Origin of the sequence: Pseudoalteromonas sp. APC 3691 (genome assembly GCF_030408135.1) — a bacterium.
Taxonomy (GTDB): Bacteria; Pseudomonadota; Gammaproteobacteria; order Enterobacterales; family Alteromonadaceae; genus Pseudoalteromonas.
Genome location: NZ_JASDCB010000005.1, coordinates 15,306 through 32,804, shown reverse-complemented (window position 1 = coordinate 32,804; position 17,499 = coordinate 15,306). Strand labels below are relative to the sequence as shown.

Annotated in this window: 17 protein-coding genes; 10 read left to right on the top strand and 7 right to left on the bottom strand. The window is 38.9% G+C overall.

Annotated elements, in window-relative coordinates:
- Positions 1 to 30 precede the first annotated feature (30 nt).
- Together QL998_RS02775 and QL998_RS02770 are read right to left on the bottom strand one after the other, a co-directional pair.
- Positions 31 to 177 carry a DUF2897 family protein gene (locus QL998_RS02775; RefSeq protein WP_007583912.1) on the bottom strand — a complete coding sequence of 49 codons (147 nt, stop codon included), beginning with the start codon at positions 175 to 177 and terminating at the stop codon, positions 31 to 33.
- A 126-nt stretch (positions 178 to 303) separates the two neighbouring features.
- On the bottom strand, positions 304 to 840 hold the full coding sequence (locus QL998_RS02770; protein WP_101163303.1) for an acyloxyacyl hydrolase: 537 nt from the start codon (positions 838 to 840) through the stop codon (positions 304 to 306).
- 244 nt (positions 841 to 1,084) lie between these two features.
- On the opposite strand from QL998_RS02770, the gene QL998_RS02765 reads away from it, so the two are divergent.
- Together QL998_RS02765 and QL998_RS02760 are read left to right on the top strand one after the other, a co-directional pair.
- Positions 1,085 to 1,678, top strand: coding sequence for an ABC transporter substrate-binding protein (locus tag QL998_RS02765; protein ID WP_101163304.1), 594 nt, complete (start codon positions 1,085 to 1,087; stop codon positions 1,676 to 1,678).
- Positions 1,679 to 1,908: 230 nt separating this feature from the next.
- The gene (locus tag QL998_RS02760) at positions 1,909 to 3,246 is read left to right on the top strand and encodes an ankyrin repeat domain-containing protein (RefSeq protein ID WP_182194280.1); all 1,338 of its coding nucleotides are present in this window, start codon (positions 1,909 to 1,911) and stop codon (positions 3,244 to 3,246) included.
- An 82-nt stretch (positions 3,247 to 3,328) separates the two neighbouring features.
- Here QL998_RS02760 and QL998_RS02755 read toward each other — a convergent pair whose 3' ends face one another.
- From QL998_RS02755 to QL998_RS02735, 5 genes are read right to left on the bottom strand one after another with little or no spacing between them, the layout of a single operon-like run.
- Positions 3,329 to 3,772: a DUF2069 domain-containing protein gene (locus tag QL998_RS02755; RefSeq protein WP_002961460.1), complete on the bottom strand. Its 444-nt coding sequence runs from the start codon at positions 3,770 to 3,772 to the stop codon at positions 3,329 to 3,331.
- A complete protein-coding gene (gene wrbA, locus QL998_RS02750) occupies positions 3,769 to 4,323 on the bottom strand; it encodes an NAD(P)H:quinone oxidoreductase (protein WP_182196879.1) in 555 nt (184 codons plus the stop codon). The genes QL998_RS02755 and wrbA overlap by 4 nt, the downstream gene beginning before the upstream one ends.
- The gene (gene arsC / locus QL998_RS02745) at positions 4,323 to 4,670 is read right to left on the bottom strand and encodes an arsenate reductase (glutaredoxin) (protein WP_182196880.1); all 348 of its coding nucleotides are present in this window, start codon (positions 4,668 to 4,670) and stop codon (positions 4,323 to 4,325) included. Before arsC ends, wrbA begins: the two co-directional genes overlap by 1 nt.
- Before the next feature lie 53 nt (positions 4,671 to 4,723).
- Positions 4,724 to 6,181 carry a M48 family metalloprotease gene (locus QL998_RS02740; RefSeq protein WP_290192111.1) on the bottom strand — a complete coding sequence of 486 codons (1,458 nt, stop codon included), beginning with the start codon at positions 6,179 to 6,181 and terminating at the stop codon, positions 4,724 to 4,726.
- A gap of 1 nt (position 6,182) precedes the next feature.
- Positions 6,183 to 6,848 carry a hypothetical protein gene (locus QL998_RS02735; protein ID WP_290192110.1) on the bottom strand — a complete coding sequence of 222 codons (666 nt, stop codon included), beginning with the start codon at positions 6,846 to 6,848 and terminating at the stop codon, positions 6,183 to 6,185.
- Between the two features lie 145 nt (positions 6,849 to 6,993).
- Here QL998_RS02735 and QL998_RS02730 point away from each other — a divergent pair, with 145 nt between their 5' ends.
- The 8 genes from QL998_RS02730 (at position 6,994) to QL998_RS02695 (ending at position 17,373) form a co-directional block, all read left to right on the top strand.
- Positions 6,994 to 7,212, top strand: coding sequence for a sulfurtransferase TusA family protein (locus QL998_RS02730; RefSeq protein WP_002961455.1), 219 nt, complete (start codon positions 6,994 to 6,996; stop codon positions 7,210 to 7,212).
- On the top strand, positions 7,205 to 8,281 hold the full coding sequence (locus QL998_RS02725; RefSeq protein ID WP_024606584.1) for an AI-2E family transporter: 1,077 nt from the start codon (positions 7,205 to 7,207) through the stop codon (positions 8,279 to 8,281). Before QL998_RS02730 ends, QL998_RS02725 begins: the two co-directional genes overlap by 8 nt.
- 135 nt (positions 8,282 to 8,416) lie before the next feature.
- Positions 8,417 to 10,672 (top strand): aminotransferase class V-fold PLP-dependent enzyme, encoded by a 2,256-nt coding sequence (locus QL998_RS02720; RefSeq protein WP_290192109.1) that lies wholly within the window; start codon positions 8,417 to 8,419, stop codon positions 10,670 to 10,672.
- A gap of 399 nt (positions 10,673 to 11,071) precedes the next feature.
- Positions 11,072 to 12,718 carry a glucose-6-phosphate isomerase gene (gene pgi, locus QL998_RS02715; RefSeq protein ID WP_290192108.1) on the top strand — a complete coding sequence of 549 codons (1,647 nt, stop codon included), beginning with the start codon at positions 11,072 to 11,074 and terminating at the stop codon, positions 12,716 to 12,718.
- A 269-nt stretch (positions 12,719 to 12,987) separates the two neighbouring features.
- Entirely contained in the window at positions 12,988 to 14,460 is a 1,473-nt protein-coding gene (zwf, locus tag QL998_RS02710) for a glucose-6-phosphate dehydrogenase (RefSeq protein ID WP_197153092.1), read from the top strand.
- Positions 14,461 to 14,462: 2 nt separating this feature from the next.
- The gene (gene pgl, locus QL998_RS02705) at positions 14,463 to 15,173 is read left to right on the top strand and encodes a 6-phosphogluconolactonase (RefSeq protein WP_290192107.1); all 711 of its coding nucleotides are present in this window, start codon (positions 14,463 to 14,465) and stop codon (positions 15,171 to 15,173) included.
- A gap of 336 nt (positions 15,174 to 15,509) precedes the next feature.
- Positions 15,510 to 16,214: a SapC family protein gene (locus tag QL998_RS02700; RefSeq protein ID WP_290192106.1), complete on the top strand. Its 705-nt coding sequence runs from the start codon at positions 15,510 to 15,512 to the stop codon at positions 16,212 to 16,214.
- Positions 16,215 to 16,341: 127 nt separating this feature from the next.
- The gene (locus QL998_RS02695) at positions 16,342 to 17,373 is read left to right on the top strand and encodes an isoaspartyl peptidase/L-asparaginase (protein ID WP_290192105.1); all 1,032 of its coding nucleotides are present in this window, start codon (positions 16,342 to 16,344) and stop codon (positions 17,371 to 17,373) included.
- Positions 17,374 to 17,499: the final 126 nt, after the last annotated feature.

Here is a 17,499-nt window from a genome sequence, read left to right as displayed (position 1 = left end):
GTTTAGCACGTATTAAAAAGCCCTGATTAATCAGGGCTTTTTTGTGTCTGTTGTATTTTTAATATTGGCGTTGGGCTTTTTAAACTCCGTTTTTGCAGAGAGTCTAATCAGCGCAATATTACCAATGACAATAGCAAAAACAACGGCGACAATAATTACAATATGCCAAGTTTGCATCGCAGTATCACTTAATATTTAGTACGTTTAAGTGTGACCGTTTTACGCTATAACAGCAATTAAATTACTCAAAACACAATCAATAATTTTAAACGCAATCAATAACTTTAAACACAATCAATAACCTTAAAAACGTCTAGCTACCGAAAGCGTTAAAAAGTTAAGCCCTGGGTTTGGCTCTTTAAAGCCTGCGTTTGAATAGTGAATAACTCTAAGGGCAACGTTAGTATGACCAAAGTCGGCAACAAGGCCTATGCGGTCTTCAAACTGGTAGTGAGTACTTATGTTTTTACCGGCAAACTGCGTTTCATCAATCAGTGATACACCAATCCCTGCCTCTACATAAAATGGGGTGTTGTTAAAACTAAAGGCAGGAAATTGCAGCACAGGTGACATAGCAAGTACTAGGTTTGATTGTGTTTCATCGCCGTGGCGGTATTCCCACATATTTACGCTGGTTTCAAAGTAAAAGCGTGCATCACCAATTATATTTTGCATGCTAGGTGCATGATACTGATACGCAAGCTTAACGCCGTTTACGTTACCTTCGCCTTTGAGAAAATCAACGGCATAACCGTGGTTCGATTGAGCAAAAGCAAGTTTGCCAAAAAGTGAAACTACTAATACAAAAGAAATAATAAGTGTTTTAAGTGACGTTTTCATAGGTGCCAAATGTTTGTCTGATTCAAGTGATAACTATATGATAAGGGCGACCTATTAACAATTACAATGAGGACAAAATGCCGGTTGTATATGAGCTGTTAACGGTGGTTTCTAACTGCTTGAATTTATTTTAGTTATTTTATTGGTGCGTTTTGGGCATTAATAAGTTGCTTATTTGTGCCTTTTTTATTGCGTATAGTTCGCGTAAACTAAAGCCATCTTAATCACACAGACATATACAATTATGAAACTCTTTAAACTATTCGTTTTAGCTACTGCTTTTTTTAGTAGTTCGTTATTTGCACAAACTCAGCAATCGCCAGATCAGTTACTTGAATCAGTAGCCGATAAGCTATTTGCAGACATTGGCCAAGTAAATTCAAAAGGCACAGCAAGTAAAGACGCGATGGCCGCCATTGTTGAAAAACGTTTAATGCCGCATATTGATGTTAAGTTTGTGTCGTTTAAATTATTAGGTAAACACATTAAAGGCATTGAGCGCGAGCAGGCTGTTCAATTTATAGATGCAGTAGAGCATTACTTAACAGGCACATACGCTGGTGCACTAATGAAGTACACAGGTCAAAAAGTAGTATTTGAGCGTAATAACGCAAAAAGTGACTCTGAGTACGCAACAGTTAATACACAAATTATTGAGCCAAATGCGCCTACAATCGACTTAAGTTTTAAGCTTCGTTTAGGTAAAAATGATGAGTGGAAAGTATACGATATTGTTGCCGAAGGCATTTCACTATTAAGTGCTAAGCAAAAAGAGATTATTCAACGTATTTCTGAAGTGGGTTTAGATCAAGTTATTAGCGAGTTAAAAAGTAAATAGACTATTTGTCTGGCTCTGATTAAGCCCAACTCCAACCTCAAAAACGGCCAATTACTTATGTACTTGGCCGTTTTTATATTTGTAAGTAAAGGATTGTTGCTATTGCGTAATTTTGCGCTAGCAGCAAAACAAAGGTGTGCTAGAATATCGACACTTTGATTAAGCGTGGTGTCAGCTAAAAACTGATATAACTTACCACCCCCAAGCCACACTGGAGTTGTGTTGTTTTAATGGAAAATGTACTGATTTGGCCAAAGGAATACCCATTACTTATTAAAGGACTGGTAGAACAAAACGGTGCCTTTATTTTAGATGCTTTGGAAGCTTGGCCTGCTTGTCGTTCTACAAATGAAGACGATGGTGTATGCACCACCGTGTTACCGCCTATTTATTATTTGGCATGGCTAACCCCGCTAGAACCATTTGAAGAATGTTACTTTCAACATATCTCTGAATATGACGAAGACGCACAAGCGTATATTAGTGCGGTTAAAAGCCATTACTACGATAATGAATACACCCCTGAAAGCTTAGTGCTTATGTTGTGCCAACGCCTTGAAAAATACGCAAGTGTGGCTGCGCAAAATACCATAGATACGCCACTGTCTTTAGTCGATTTGTTTTTTAGTAAACGCTATTTCACGTTAATTGAGCATGCGCTAAATAATAAAAGTAAACTTTCGGCAAAAGATACATTAGCCCTTTGGAAAGAAGTTGATTTTAGAGAGCGCTTAAGTGCGTTTATTCCAGAGTCTATTGCTGATTTAGATACTCTTTCTGAACTTGCTAGCGAAAAAGTAGCGGCGGGTAAAGACTACTTTACGTTGCTTACACAGGTTTCTCCTGATGTTGACTCTGTTGTACTGCTAGAAAAAGCATTATTAACGCACTTACGTAAAAAAACAGCCAAGCAAACAATGGCCATGCGTTTTATTGAACAAGGCGCCACAGGCGTTCTTGCTGACGAGAACAATAAAACAGCCTTCATGTGGGCCGCCGAAAAAGGCTATGTAAATGTGGTTGAAACGCTACTTGCAAAGCAAGATAAAAAAGCGGTTGATAATTTAGGTAATACAGCGCTTCATTACGCTGTATTTGCTAAAAATGAATCGTTAATGGTGCTGTTAATTAAAGCGGGTTATAACTTTAGAGCGCGCAATAAAGAAGGCTTAAGTTGTTACCGTTTGGCGGTTAGTATTAAAGCCAATAACTTAGTTAAATGCTTAGAGCGTGACTTTGGTATTAAAGAGCTTTCGCCGGAAGGGCAGTTTGATCGTATTAAAAAAGTACATGTGCTGCACGCTATTGTCACTATATTGCTGCCTTTGCAGTTGTTCTTCTTTTTTGATGAAACACTCTCAATTAAAAGCGAGCTGACGCTGGGTTTAACCATGGTTGCAGTGATTTGTTTTTTCTTTGCGACCACTTTAAAACGCTGTGCGTTATATCCACATATTAAACATCCTTGGGGTTTATTTGTGCTTAGGGGCTTTTCGTTTATTAGCTTAATTGCTCAAATAGGGTTGGCGAGTATTGTGGTACTAGCAGCCTTGAGTGATTTGGTTTAGTCACTTTTAAAAAGTTAATAAAAAACGCGCTTAAAGCAATTTAAGCGCGTTTTTTGTATTTATAACCGTTTATGAATAAATATTATTTATTGTGCTCATTTGCTGCTTTTTCTTCAGCGAGTTCTTCTTTAAGCTTACGGATTTTTAAACCCTGTTCTTGTCCGCGATGCCTTGCATAATACGTACAGCCAATAAACATTGAAGAGGCAAACACAAGCTCTAACAATACCCATATAAGCTCATCAGGAGCTGCCCAAAGCATGGTTAAGCCGTGTATAAAATACAGCATTACAATAAAGTTAGCCCACGCATAAGTGTAAGTATAGTCTTTTATTATGCCTCTTAGCGGCAGTAGTAATGGAATAATAGGCACAAATAAAGACACTAAACTCGCATTACCATTTAAAGGTGGTACAAAATACATCCACAGTGGAATAAGAACAAGTAAACCTACATAGCCAAAGAGTGCGGCACGCTGAAATTTTACTGTAATTGGCTTTTTAGCTGGGTTGTCAGCTGTATTCATTTAAGTTTTCTCGCAATGTGAGTAAGGCGTTTACCAACGCTTTGGCATATTTTAATTTCGTCTTTACTAAGTTGTGCACTATTAGCGCTGCCAGCAACGTGTGTTGCACCGTATGGTGTTCCACCTGTTTGTGTTGCAAGTAGTTCGGGTACATCGTACGGCACGCCCAGTAGCATCATACCGTGGTGTAATAGTGGCAGAGATAAGTTAAGTAAGGTTGCTTCATTACCACCATGCATACTGCTTGATGACGAAAACACACACGCTGGCTTATCTATTAACTGGCCTTTTAGCCACAAGTCGCTGGTGGTTTCCCAAAAGCTTTTAGCTTGAGAGGCCATCATTCCAAATCGGGTTGGTGTACCAAATGCCAAACCATCGCAGTTTATTAAGTCATCTTTGGTGATCACAATGTCGTGCGCATTTTTAGCCACAAAGGTGCGAAGTAGTGCGCTAGCACCTTGTTGCTCTATCGACTCTGCTATTTCGTTAGCCATTGCTTCAACTGAGCCATGGCTTGAGTGATAAAGCACCACTATGGTTGCACTCATTATAAAACGCTTAGTACGTTTTCTGGTGGGCGACCAATCGCGGCTTTATTGTTATTAACCACAATAGGGCGCTCAATTAGTTTTGGATTTTGTACCATGGCATCTATTAATGCTGATTCATTGCTTTCATCTTTTAAATTAAGCGCTTTGTAGTCATCTTCTTTTGTGCGCATTAATTCACGTACGGATGAAAAACCAAGTTGGATTACAAGCGTTGCAATTTGCTCGTGTGTAAGAGGGTTTTTTAAATACTCTACAACACTTGGCTCTATCACTTTACTTTGCAGTAGTGCTAGCGTTTCGCGTGATTTAGAACAACGTGGGTTGTGGTAAATGGTAACAGACATAAAATGATTCCAAAGTGTGAATTGCGTCTATTTTAGGGTAAGCGCTTGCAGACTTAAAGTCTTGCAAGCTCTTTTTGTAAAAGTCGATACTGGGTAAGTAGTGCTTTTAAACGTTGTTGCTTAACAAGTTGGGTAGGCTCTACAAAGTTAAGTGCTTTTTGTACTTCGTCTGCGGCTTTTAAATAAGCGCCATATTGCGCTAATACATCGGCGTTCGCTTCGTGATAAGAGGCTAATTTATCTTGTTTTTTATACGCATCAGCAAGGAGTTGTTTACCTAAGTTGTGGTCGGGCTTTTCGAGTAAAAAACTCTTTAAAATATTTTCAGCAAGCTCATATTGCTCAGCTTCGAGAGCTGCATTGGCATAGTTAAGCGTAATTACCTGATTATTAGGGCGATACTGATTTAAATCAGCTAAAAACTTAACGGCTTCATCTGCCTTTTCTTGTGCGATAAGTAAATCGGTATGGGTATCTATATAAAATAGGTTTTTAGGATCGTTTTTTAAAAGCTCGTCTAATATTGGCGCTGCTTCATCAAGCTTTTTTTGATCAAGCAAGCTTATGGCTAAGCCATACTTTAATGCGGTATTGTTATAGTTGTTTTCGCGCAGTAGTTTTTTAAATAAGTCTTCTGCGTTTTCTGGTTTGTTGTCGTAGCGGGCAAGCACTCGACTTTTTGCTAAATTAAATTCAAGGCTCGCATTCATAAGACGCACAGGAAATTGCTCTGCACGCAAACGTACGTCTGACACTCGGCTCTCTGGCAATGGGTGAGTTAGCAAAAATGCAGGTGGCTTGTATTTATAGCGAATTTGCGCTGCAAGTTTAGTTAAAAACTCACTCGATGCACGTGCATCAAAACCAGCATTATTAAGTGTTTGCATGCCTATGCGGTCAGCTTCTTGCTCAGCTGAGCGGCTATGTGTTAATTGGCTAAAAGCAGATTGTGTTTGGCTTGCTGATATAATGGCAATACCCGCGTCGGGTGCAACAACGGTTGCTAATATACCAGCAATCATACCGGCAATGGTCAGTGCGCTGTTATCTTGTTGCTGCTGTATCCTACGTGCTAAGTGGCGCTGTGTTACGTGAGCAATTTCGTGACCAAGTACCGAAGCAAACTGGCTCTCGTTATCTGCTTGCGCTATTAATCCTGTGTGCACTCCAACATGGCCGCCGTAAAAGGCAAATGCGTTTATTTCTGAGTTATTTATCCAAAAAAATGAAAACGGAAAGCGTACATCGTTAGCATTAGCAACAAGTTTACGGCCAATAGTGGTGAGGTATTCATCTAGCACAGGGTCGTTTATAACTGGCGATGAACCTCGTATTTGCATCATCATTACTTCGCCAATGGCTTGTTCTTTTTCGAGTGGCAGTGCTTGTAATGCAGATGTTCCTAAATCAGGAAGCGTAAAGTTCGTTTGCGCTTTTAAAGGTTCGCTTATTAATAAGCTAAACGTAAGCGCAGCACTGCATAAAGTGATAAATGCTGATTTTAGCTGCATTTTATTCCTTGTTAATTTGTTCGCCAATTGCAATTTTGGCTATGTCTATTTCGTCACTGCTTGCACGGCTGTCTTTTTCGCACAATTGGTATAGTTCTTTTATTGTGACTCCATCAAGCTTTACAACGTTCAATTCTCGCTGCAAAAAAGTAGTAATTTTATGTACTACTTTGTGTGCATGTAAAATAATGGCTTTATCTGCTTTGTCGCCCCGTTCAAAATAAAAGCCAATAAACTTATGTAACTGACTTATTCTGATCAAGTTTTTCATTGAATGTGGGTCCCACACTCTAAACTCCATAAAGCGATTGTTTTTTATGTATTGATCAACAATAACATCTTTAGCATAAGGCTGTGCCCATAGCTCAAAGCCTCTGTCGGTAAATACTTGGTGCAGCGCAATACGTGGCTTATGTTTGGTATGTATTTCACCTAAGTTATCTTCATAGCCTTCTAATAAATCTAAGTTCCAATTGCGTTTATCTAAAAGTTGTTTAACTGCATTGTCGAACCCATGATCTAAAATTCCTTCTGATTCGCTTATTGATGAGGCAACAAGGTGATAAAAAGGAGGTAGTTCGCCCCAATTAATCTGCTTTTTAAACCAATTAATCTCTTTGAGTGTTGGATTACTTGGTAGTTGCGCTTTATTATGCGTGCCAGGCATTAACTTATCCTTACTGCTAGTTATGTTATAAGGATAAACTATTGCAGGAATTGTTTTAACAAAAAGTTACAACGGTTTGCGTATATAAGTATATTGACCGTAAATATGCGACTTATTATTCATTTACTATACGGATAAAGTAGTTATGGTAGAGCGCGATTTAAAAGAGTTTAAGTGTCCTCAGCAATTTGTGCAGTTCAAGCTTGCGCTTCGAAGTGCGCAGTCATCAAAGCAACGTATCACTTTTAGTCTTAATAAAGGTGAAAGTGCGAACGACATTGAACGTTTTTTGCAAAAAAATGCTTATAGTTACAATTTTGATAAACAACGTGGGTTGTTATTAGTGGAGCCATTACATGTTTGAATACGTAAAAACATGGTACGAAAGGAAGTTCTCTGATCCTCATTCGTCTACCTTATTATTTTTATTATTGGTATCAGTTGCCTTACTTTACTTTTTTGGCGCGTTAATTGTTCCTGTGCTTGTTGCACTGGTTATCGCTTATTTACTAGATTGGCCGGTTGTTCATTTAGAGCGTGTTGGCTTAAAACGTTTTACTGCAACAATTATTGTAATGTTGATATTTATTAGCATTATGCTCACTCTTATTTTAGTTATTGGCCCAGTGCTTTGGAAGCAAACCAGTAACTTAGTGCAAGAAACACCGCATATGCTAGAGCAGGGGAAGTCTTATTTAATGGCTTTACCTGAACAATACCCAAGTTTAATTAATATAGAACAAGTACAAGCTATTGTTGCAACCGTAGAAGCTAAAATTATTGAGTTTGGTCAAGCGGTATTATCGTTTTCACTTACGTCTTTAAAAGATGTTGTTGCTTGGCTTATATATTTGGTACTTGTGCCGTTACTGGTGTTTTTTATGCTTAAAGATAAGCTGGAGCTGACAGGGAGTATAGCTAAACTGATCCCGCAGCAACGACGCTTGATTTTACAAGTGTGGAACGAAATGAACCAACAAATTATGAATTACATTCGCGGTAAAGTATTCGAAATTTTAATTGTTGGTGGTGTGTCTTTCATTGCATTTACTGTTTTAGATTTGCGCTATGCAGCTTTACTTGGTGTGCTTGTTGGCTTTTCGGTATTAATTCCATTTATTGGCGCGGCACTCGTCACTATTCCGGTAGCGGCAGTTGCACTGTTTCAGTTTGGATTAGAAACGCAGTTTTGGACCATTTTAATTATTTATGGAATTATTCAAGCGCTTGATGGCAATGTACTTGTACCGCTGTTGTTTTCTGAGGCAGTTGATTTAAATCCGGTATTTATAATTGTCGCGGTATTATTTTTTGGTGGTTTATGGGGGTTTTGGGGCGTATTTTTTGCCATCCCGTTGGCCTCATTAGTAAAAGCGCTAATAACAGCTTGGTCGTCAACGCACGAAGAGATCAGCAAAGAGCTCAGTGAATAGTTAAGCAAACAGACTTTTAGTTTAAAAAAGCATAGTAAACGCACCTCTAGTGCTAATTGATTATTACTCATTACCTGTAAATTTATGTACTATTGGTAATAAGGTATATTTTTTAGTAATAAGGTGCGTTTTTTAATGTCTGAGTTTTTATTGCACGATGAGCCAGTAAAACAAGTTTACCTTGATGCAAATGCAACGACCCCTGTGTTGCCTTGTATTGCTGATGTTGTTTCTCATACCATGCAAATATGTTTTGGTAATCCTTCTAGTCCTCATATAACAGGTATTCAAGCCAAGCATTTATTAGAACAAACGCGTCAAAAAGCCCACACGGTTATTGGCGCAAGTAATGGCGATATTTTATTTACCTCTGGCGCAACAGAAGGCATTCAAACTGCGGTAGTTTCTACGCTAATTGATGCTAAAAAACACCCGATTAAAAACCCTGTATTGTTATATGGCGCTACTGAGCATAAAGCGGTACCAAATACACTTAAGCACTGGAATAACGTACTTGACGTTAATGCTGAAGTGCTTGCTATTCCGGTTGATAGTAACGGTATTTTAGATTTAGATTTTATAGCAGAGCATATTAATAACGCTTTGATGATTTGCACCATGGCCGTTAATAACGAAACCGGTGTGTATCAAGATTTACCCGCTATTGAACAGGTGATTCGTAGCCGTAATAAAAATGTATCGTGGATGGTGGATTGCGTGCAAGCGCTCGGTAAACAAGCACTCGCGCTTAGTGATACAACAATAGATTACGCACCTTTTTCGGGGCATAAGCTTTATGCACCTAAAGGTATCGGCTTTTTATATATTCGTAGTGGCAGTGCGTATACTCCTTTTATTGCGGGTGGTGGTCAAGAAGGTGGCATGCGTTCAGGCACCGAAAATCTACCCGGTATTGCAGGGTTAAATAAGCTATTTAGTATGTTGCTTGATATATCAGACGAAACATTTAAATCAGTTAGTGTACTTAACTCTTATCGAAGCCAGTTACAAAACGCGATAAAAGACACCTTTGGCGATATTACATTCAACCATGATTTTGCTTATAGCGTACCTACCACACTTAACTTTGCTGTTAACGACTTAACGAGTAAAGAGGTGATTGATTTATTTGATGCTGCGGGTATTCGCGTAAGTGGAGGCTCGGCTTGTAGTACAGGTGCATCAACAAGTTTTGTTTTAGATGCAATGGGTGCAAGTAAGTGGCAAAGCGAAAACGCGATTAGGCTATCGTTTGGACCGGCTGCAACACAACATGATATTGATGATGCTTGTGTACGAATTCGCGCTCTAAAAGCAATATTACAGGCAAACTGTTTAATCGTGTCAGACAGCACCACACCACAACAAGAAGTATGCGCACTGGGCCTTACTCAATTTAGGCACCAAGGTGCATGTAGTTGGCTTTATGTGAGCGATGATAAACACGCAGTTATAATTGATCCGATTATTGAGCTTATTCCGCGTTTTGAAAAAATAGCCAATACACAAAACTTAACTATATCAGCGGTGCTTAATACTCACCTGCATCAAGAGCGAGAGTCAGCGACTAATTTACTAACCAGCGTTCTTGCCTCAAGAGTTGTCAAAGGTGAGGTTGATTCGCTAGGTTGGCCGCTAAATACAGCAAGTATTAATTTGGCAAATGAAGCACTTGAAAAAGTAGCTACACCTGGGCACAGCAAAGATAGCGTAAGTTATTTATTAAAAAACAGTAATGGCGAAACGCGTTATTGCTTTTGTGGTGATTTAATATTGCCTGCTGGGCTTGGCAATACATCGCTCATAGGTGGCGACGCAAAAGCAATGGCTCGATCTGTTTTAGCAATGAGCAAGCAGCTTAAAAGCACCAGCATTATTTGCTCAGGGCACGACTACCAACAATGTTTTGCCATGAACTGGGCTGTACAGCAAAACCAAACGCCACTACTTGATGCGTTAGTGAGCGGCAGTATTTCAGTTGATGAATTTGCAATACAAAAACAGCAGCACGACGCTTCAAAGCAAATAAATAACACGCAATTGTGTGGTTATGTAAATGCATTACCTGAGGTTGATACACAGCAATTAAATTTTGATGACGCTAAAGTGATGTTAAACACCAGCGATGTATATTTAATAGATACCCGAGAACCGTATGAACATGGAGCAAATAATGTTGCTCAGTTATTTAATACGCTAGATGAAAAAACATTAAATATACCACTTAGCAGAATGGCAAATGCGGTATTTGAAGGCCAATTAAACAAAAATAACAAGTACATTTTATTATGCCGTAGTGGTAACCGCTCAAAAATTGCTGCAACTAATTTAATGCAACTAGGATACAAAACTGTTTATAACCTAAGTGGTGGGTTGGCGCTTAGCAATTAAACAAAGATTGTAATTTATACAAAATCGGCTTTAGAGCCGATTTTTTGTTTTTAAGGTTTATTGCACGCAATGTAAACATGCACAGTAATTAGTTAATGAGTATAAAAAGTAATTAGTAGTACTTATGAAAATTCATGAATATTTCATTTTGATTGATTAAGCTATGCCGTTGCCTTTAAAATTGAGGGTAAATTAATTTATAAAATTTTTATGATACCGGTGTCAAAAGCTAAAAATTGCGTTATCATCGGCATCTAAAATTATAAAAACAGCACTTTTTTTGCATTTTTAGTTATACTATCGACGCTTTATTTTAGTATAAATAAGCAGTTTTAAGAGTTTTGCTTTTATAAAAAGCATTTTTAAATCAATTGATTGAAAAAATTAGAGGGTACTTACATGTCTAACCGAACGCAACTAGCAAGTTGGCAAGCACTAGAACAAAGTGCAGCTAAGATGAAACAAACACATCTAAAAACGTTATTTGCACAAGATGACACGCGCTTTTCTAAGTTTTCGACTCAAGTACATGGCGTATTATTCGACTATTCTAAGCAACTTATTGATAACGATGTTTTTGCTAATTTAATGTCGCTTGCTAAAGAATGCGATATTGCATCGTGGCGTGATAAAATGTTTAGCGGTGAAAAAATAAATATCACCGAAGATCGCTCAGTACTGCACACGGCCCTTCGTAATCGCGCACACACACCATTAATTGTTGATGGCGAAAACGTAACACAAGCTGTAGACAACGAATTAGCTAAAATTAAAGTGTTTGTTGAAAAAGTGCGTAGTGGTAAATGGCTAGGTTATACCGGTAAAGCGGTAAAAGATGTTGTAAGTATTGGTGTAGGTGGTTCTAACCTTGGCCCGCAAATGGCAACCGAGGCATTAAAGGCACTTGCTGATGATACGTTAAATGTTCATTACGTATCTAATGCTGACGGTGTGCAGATTTCATCTATATTGAAAGCCATTGACCCTGAAACAACATTATTTGTTATTTCGTCAAAAACATTTACGACGTCAGAAACCATGACAAACGCAAAGACGGCGGTTGACTGGTTTTTACAAACAACAAAAGATGAAAGTACAATTGCAAAGCATTTTGTTGCAGTAAGTACAAATTTAGAAAAAACGGCAGCCTTTGGTATCAGCGACGAAAACGTATTCACTATGTGGGATTGGGTTGGTGGTCGCTTTTCACTTTGGAGTGCGATAGGCTTACCAATTGCTTTATATTTAGGCTACGACGCCTTTGAAGCAATTTTAGAAGGTGCGTTTGAAATAGACGAGCACTTTAAATCAGCGCCGTTTGAGCAAAATATACCATTAATTATGGCATTGCTTAGTGTATGGAATACGAGCTTTTTAGGTTATACAGCGCAAGCTATATTACCGTACGATCAAGCACTGCATATGTTGCCTGCGTATTTACAGCAAGGCGAAATGGAAAGTAACGGTAAACACGTTAACTTTGCAGGCGAAACAGTACCTTATACTACTGTTCCAATTATTTGGGGCATGACGGGTATTAATGGTCAGCATGCCTTTTATCAGTGTTTACACCAAGGTAATGTAATTGTACCTGCAGATTTTATTGCATCAGTTAAGCCACAAGTGAATGTTGATAAGCATCACGATATTTTATTATCGAACTTCTTTGCACAAACAGAAGCGATGATGAGTGGTGTAGATGCAGCGCAAGTTACAGCTGATTTAACCGCTAAGGGTAAATCGCAAGCAGAGATTGATGAGTTATTAAATCATAAAATTCATCAAGGCAATCGTCCTACAACGTCTATGCTATTAGATACAGTAGATGCTAAAACAGTGGGCCGTTTAATTGCACTGTATGAGCATAAGATATTTTGCCAAGGCATTATTTTAGAAATATGTTCGTTTGACCAATGGGGTGTAGAGCTGGGTAAAGGTTTAGCATCTAAAATTGAGAGTGAACTCACTGATGAAAGCGTGAAACACGCTCATGATAGTTCTACAAACGGCTTAATGGCATACTACAAACAAAACCGTACGCAGTAAAAAATTCGCTTACGCAAGTAAGTAAACCGAGTACCTTTGAACGGGTAGCGCTGGAGTGCTTAGGGTCTGTATTTTTGTGAGAGGAGATACAGGGCCCCTAAGGCTCATTTAATAAGCGCAATGATAAACAATAATAATAAATCATCGATACAGAACAATTCAGCAGGCTTTTATTTAAATACAGCTATAAAAGCCATCTAATCTAGCAATAAATAGGCATACCCGCGCATTTACAAAATGTACTGGGTATCACAACGTAGAGAGTAACTATGCTTAATCCTTTTGATATTATAATTTTTGGGGGCGGTGGTGATCTTGCGTTACGCAAATTGCTACCTGCAATGTACAGAGCATATCAAGAAGGTAACTTACCTGAAGGCTCACGTATCCTACCAACAGTGCGCGAAGAATCGAAACGTGCTGAATACATAGAAACAGCGCATAAAGCATTACAAGAATTTTTAAGCAAAGGTGAGTTTAACGCTAAAGATTGGAAAGCGTTTTCTACTTTTTTAGTGCCAGTGGTAAGTAATGTTACAGAAGCAGACGACAACTGGGATGTGCTAAAAGGCATTTTAGATGAGCACGAAAGCACTAAGTCTCGCGTGTTTTACCTATCACTTCCGCCTGCTGTTTACGGCACGTGTTGTGAAATATTATCGACTAAAGGTTTAATTACACCTACATCACGCGTTGTTGTTGAAAAGCCAATTGGTTATTGCGGTGATTCTGCTGAAGCAATTAATGGAAAAATTGCAGAGTTTTTTAACGAAGAGCAAATTTTCCGTATTGACCATTACTTAGGTAAAGAAACAGTACAAAACTTAATGGCGCTGCGCTTTTCAAACTCATTGTTTGAAAATATGTGGGATGCTAAATCTATCGATAACATTCAAATTAGCTTATCAGAAACGGTTGGCCTTGAAAGCCGCGCTGGTTTTTATGATAAAGCCGGTGCACTTCGTGACATGGTTCAAAACCACTTATTACAACTACTTTGCTTAGTTGCAATGGAGTCGCCTAATAAGCTTAACGCTAACAGCATTCGTAACGAAAAACTAAAAGTATTAGAAGCACTTCGCCCGCTTGTAGATGGTGATGTTGATGAAAATATTGTTCGTGGTCAATACGTACCAGGTGACTTAAACGGTAAAATTGTACCGGGTTACTTAGAAGAGCTAAATGAAGGTTCTAGTAAAACAGAAACGTTTGTAGCTATTCGCGCGCATATCGATAACTGGCGCTGGGCAGGTGTTCCATTTTACCTTCGTACGGGTAAACGTATGGCTAAGCGCTGTGCAGAAATTGTGGTTGAATACAAAAAAGTATCTCACAATATCTACGAAGATAACGTGGGTAATATCGAGCCAAATCGTCTTGTTATTCGTTTGCAGCCAGAGGAAACAATTCAACTAACGCTTATGTCTAAGCGCCTTGATAATCTTCAAATGCAACTTGAGCCAGTAACAATGAATATTGAGCTTTCACAAGCTTACAGCAATGGTTTCCACTCAGATGCGTACAAGCGTTTAATGCTTGATGCTGCTGCTGATAACCCGTCGTTATTTATTCACCGTGATGAAGTTCGTCAAGCGTGGAAATGGATTGATCCAATTATTGATAGATGGCAAGACAAGGGCAAACCTGCGCTTTACCGAGCTGGTAGCTGGGGTCCTGAAGATGCTGATGAATTATTGGCAGAAAAAAGCCACGTGTGGTTTAACACAGGCGATAAGGTATAAGCATGGCAACACTAGTTGAAAAGTTTTTTGACGATAAAGACGCGTTAACAGCTGAGCTTTCTGCAACGCTTGAGCAATCACTACGTGATGGTATTAAAAACGATGGCCGTGCTGTACTCATGGTATCAGGCGGCTCTTCTCCTGCACCCGCGTATAAGCATTTATCAACGCTTGATTTAGACTGGCAACATGTTGATGTTGCTATGGTTGATGAACGCTGGGTAGACTCAAGCCATGAAAAAAGTAACGAAGCTTTTATTAAAAGCACGTTATTACAAAATTTTGGCAGTGCTGCAAACTTTATAACCATGAAAAACGATGCTGCAACCGCGCAGCAAGGCAGTGAAGTGTGTGAAGCCGCTTACAGTGCTTTAAAAGCGCCATACGATGTAACTATTCTAGGCATGGGCCCAGACGGTCACACTGCATCGTTATTCCCAAATGCAGAAGGTTTAGAGCACGGTTTAACAACTGAGCAAACAGTATGTGCAATTAATGCGATACAAAGTGATGTGACGGGTAGTATTACTGAGCGAATGACGCTTACGTTAAATGCCATTGCGCAGTCTAAAGTGGTTAAGCTTTTAATTAGCGGTGAAGAAAAACTCGCTGTTTATAAGCAAGCAAAAGCGGGCGGCGATGTTAATGACATGCCACTTCGCGCTGTGCTTAATCACCCAAATATAAATATTGAAGTATATTGGGCGCCTTAATTTAGATGCCAATTTAACTTTTAAAGGCCGCTTATATAAGCGGCCTTTTTTATTTGCTTAAATTTAAGCCTAAACACTGCAAAAAAATAGCTTTGAACTGTTAACCAATGTTAATGAATAACTTTGATTTGTATTAAAATTAACCATGAAGTGTGTTGTTTTTGAACAAAATTTATGAGTTTGAGCTGTATGTTTTTTAGCAACGTTCAGATTTAGTTAAATTTTATTCTTTCATGTTTGTTGTCATAAAAGTTTCCCTTCCTTTTTTAGCTCAAAAGCATTAGCCTAAAGGCATTAACAATGAAACATATAAATTAAAATAAACGGAGCAGTAACATGGCGGAGCAACAAGTACAGCCTTTACACAACGAAAAACATGCCAACACTAAAATTCAAAACGGCATCAATGTAGAATTCATGAAAACTCAACACTTAGTGCCAGTAGTTGCACATGAGTTTGCACGTGTAGCAAACGAGTTTCCAATGTCATTCGTTAAAAATAACGAAACCGGCACTTTTCAAGCAGTTGCTATGTTTGGCTTAGAGCCAGGCGAAAACCTTTTTGTAGAAGATGGTAAATGGACTGCAGCATTTGCACCTATGGCATCTACTCGTTACCCACTGGGTTTAGTTAAACACCCAGATCAAGATCAATACGGTATCGTAATTGACGAAGCAAGTGCGCTTGTTGGTGAAGAAGAAGGTAATGCATTATTTGAAAACGGCGAAGAAACAGATTACCTAAAACGTCGTAAAGAAGCGCTAGTATCATTTATTGAGTTTTCTCAAGTAACTGAAGCGTTCACTAAATTCCTAGCTGATAAAGAGCTACTAATTGCGCAAACGCTAACAGTAGACATTAAAGGCGAGAAAAAAGACATCAACGGTATTTACCTTATCGATGAGAAAAAACTAAACGAGTTAAGCGATGCTGATTTCTTAGAGCTTCGTAAACGTGGTTACTTAGCACCAATTTACTCGTTCTTAACGTCTACTCACCAAGTAGCACGTTTAGCGCGTTTAAAAGCTAAACAAGCTTAATTACAAACACGTAAAATTTTAAAAAGCGCCTTAAGGCGCTTTTTTTATGCCATTAAACTCACTTTAGTTGAAATTAAGTCCGTAACCATTCACATTAGTTTATAACTTCCCCATAAAAGAACTCATCATGAAAACACCATTATTAGCGATTTTTGCGAGCAGCTTTGTTGCTTTAAGTAATAGCGCAGTAGCTGCAGAGACTCCTTTTGCCATTGCGATTCATGGTGGGGCAGGGACAATTGAAAAAGCACGATTTACACCCGCTCAAGAAAAAGAGTATCGTGCAAAATTAACGCAAGCAGTAGAGACAGGTTATAAAGTATTACACCAAGGCGGCGAAAGCTTAGATGCGGTAATTGCAGCAATTGCAGTATTAGAGCAATCCCCTTATTTTAATGCAGGGCGTGGAGCGGTATACACCTACGATGGCGGGCATGAACTTGATGCATCTATAATGGATGGTCGAAACCGTGAAGCAGGCGCAGTTGCGGGTGTAAAGCATATTGAGAGCCCAATTAACTTAGCACGTTTGGTAATGGATAACTCTGTACATGTAATGCTTAGTGGGCAAGGCGCTGAAGAGTTTGCTAAAGAGCAAGGTGTTGAGCTTGTCGAAAATAACTTATTTGATACCGAGCCTCGCTACAAAGCGCTTTTAAAAGCAAAACAAAAATTAGATAAAGCCAAAGCAACCAGTAAAGAGTACCAAGCCGCGCACAAAGCATTACCTAACTCTTACAAAATGGGCACGGTTGGCGCAGTGGCGCTTGATAAAAATGGTAATTTAGCGGCAGGTACATCAACAGGTGGTATGACCGCAAAACGTTATGGTCGTGTGGGGGATGCGCCGGTAATTGGGGCCGGAACATTTGCTGAAAATGAATCGTGCGCGGTATCGGCAACAGGGCATGGTGAATACTTTATTCGCTATAATGTAGCGAGCGATATATGTGCGCGAGTTAAGTACCAAGGTAAAACCATTGCTGAGGCAGGGGATGAAGTTATAAACGGTGTGCTTAAGCCTATTGGCGGCACTGGCGGCGTAATTATTATTGATGCAAAGGGTAATATTAGCTTACCGTTTAATACCTCTGGCATGTATCGGGCAAGTAAATCGAATACGCAAGCGACCTACGTGGGCATTTTTAGTGACGAATAAGTCAACGTCATTTAATTTATTCAATGTAGTTAGCCCTGAAAATAATTGTTTAAAATAAATTTATTATTCACAGTTTAGTTCAATAGCAGCGTTTATATAACAAACAACCCCGCGTTATGCATTTTG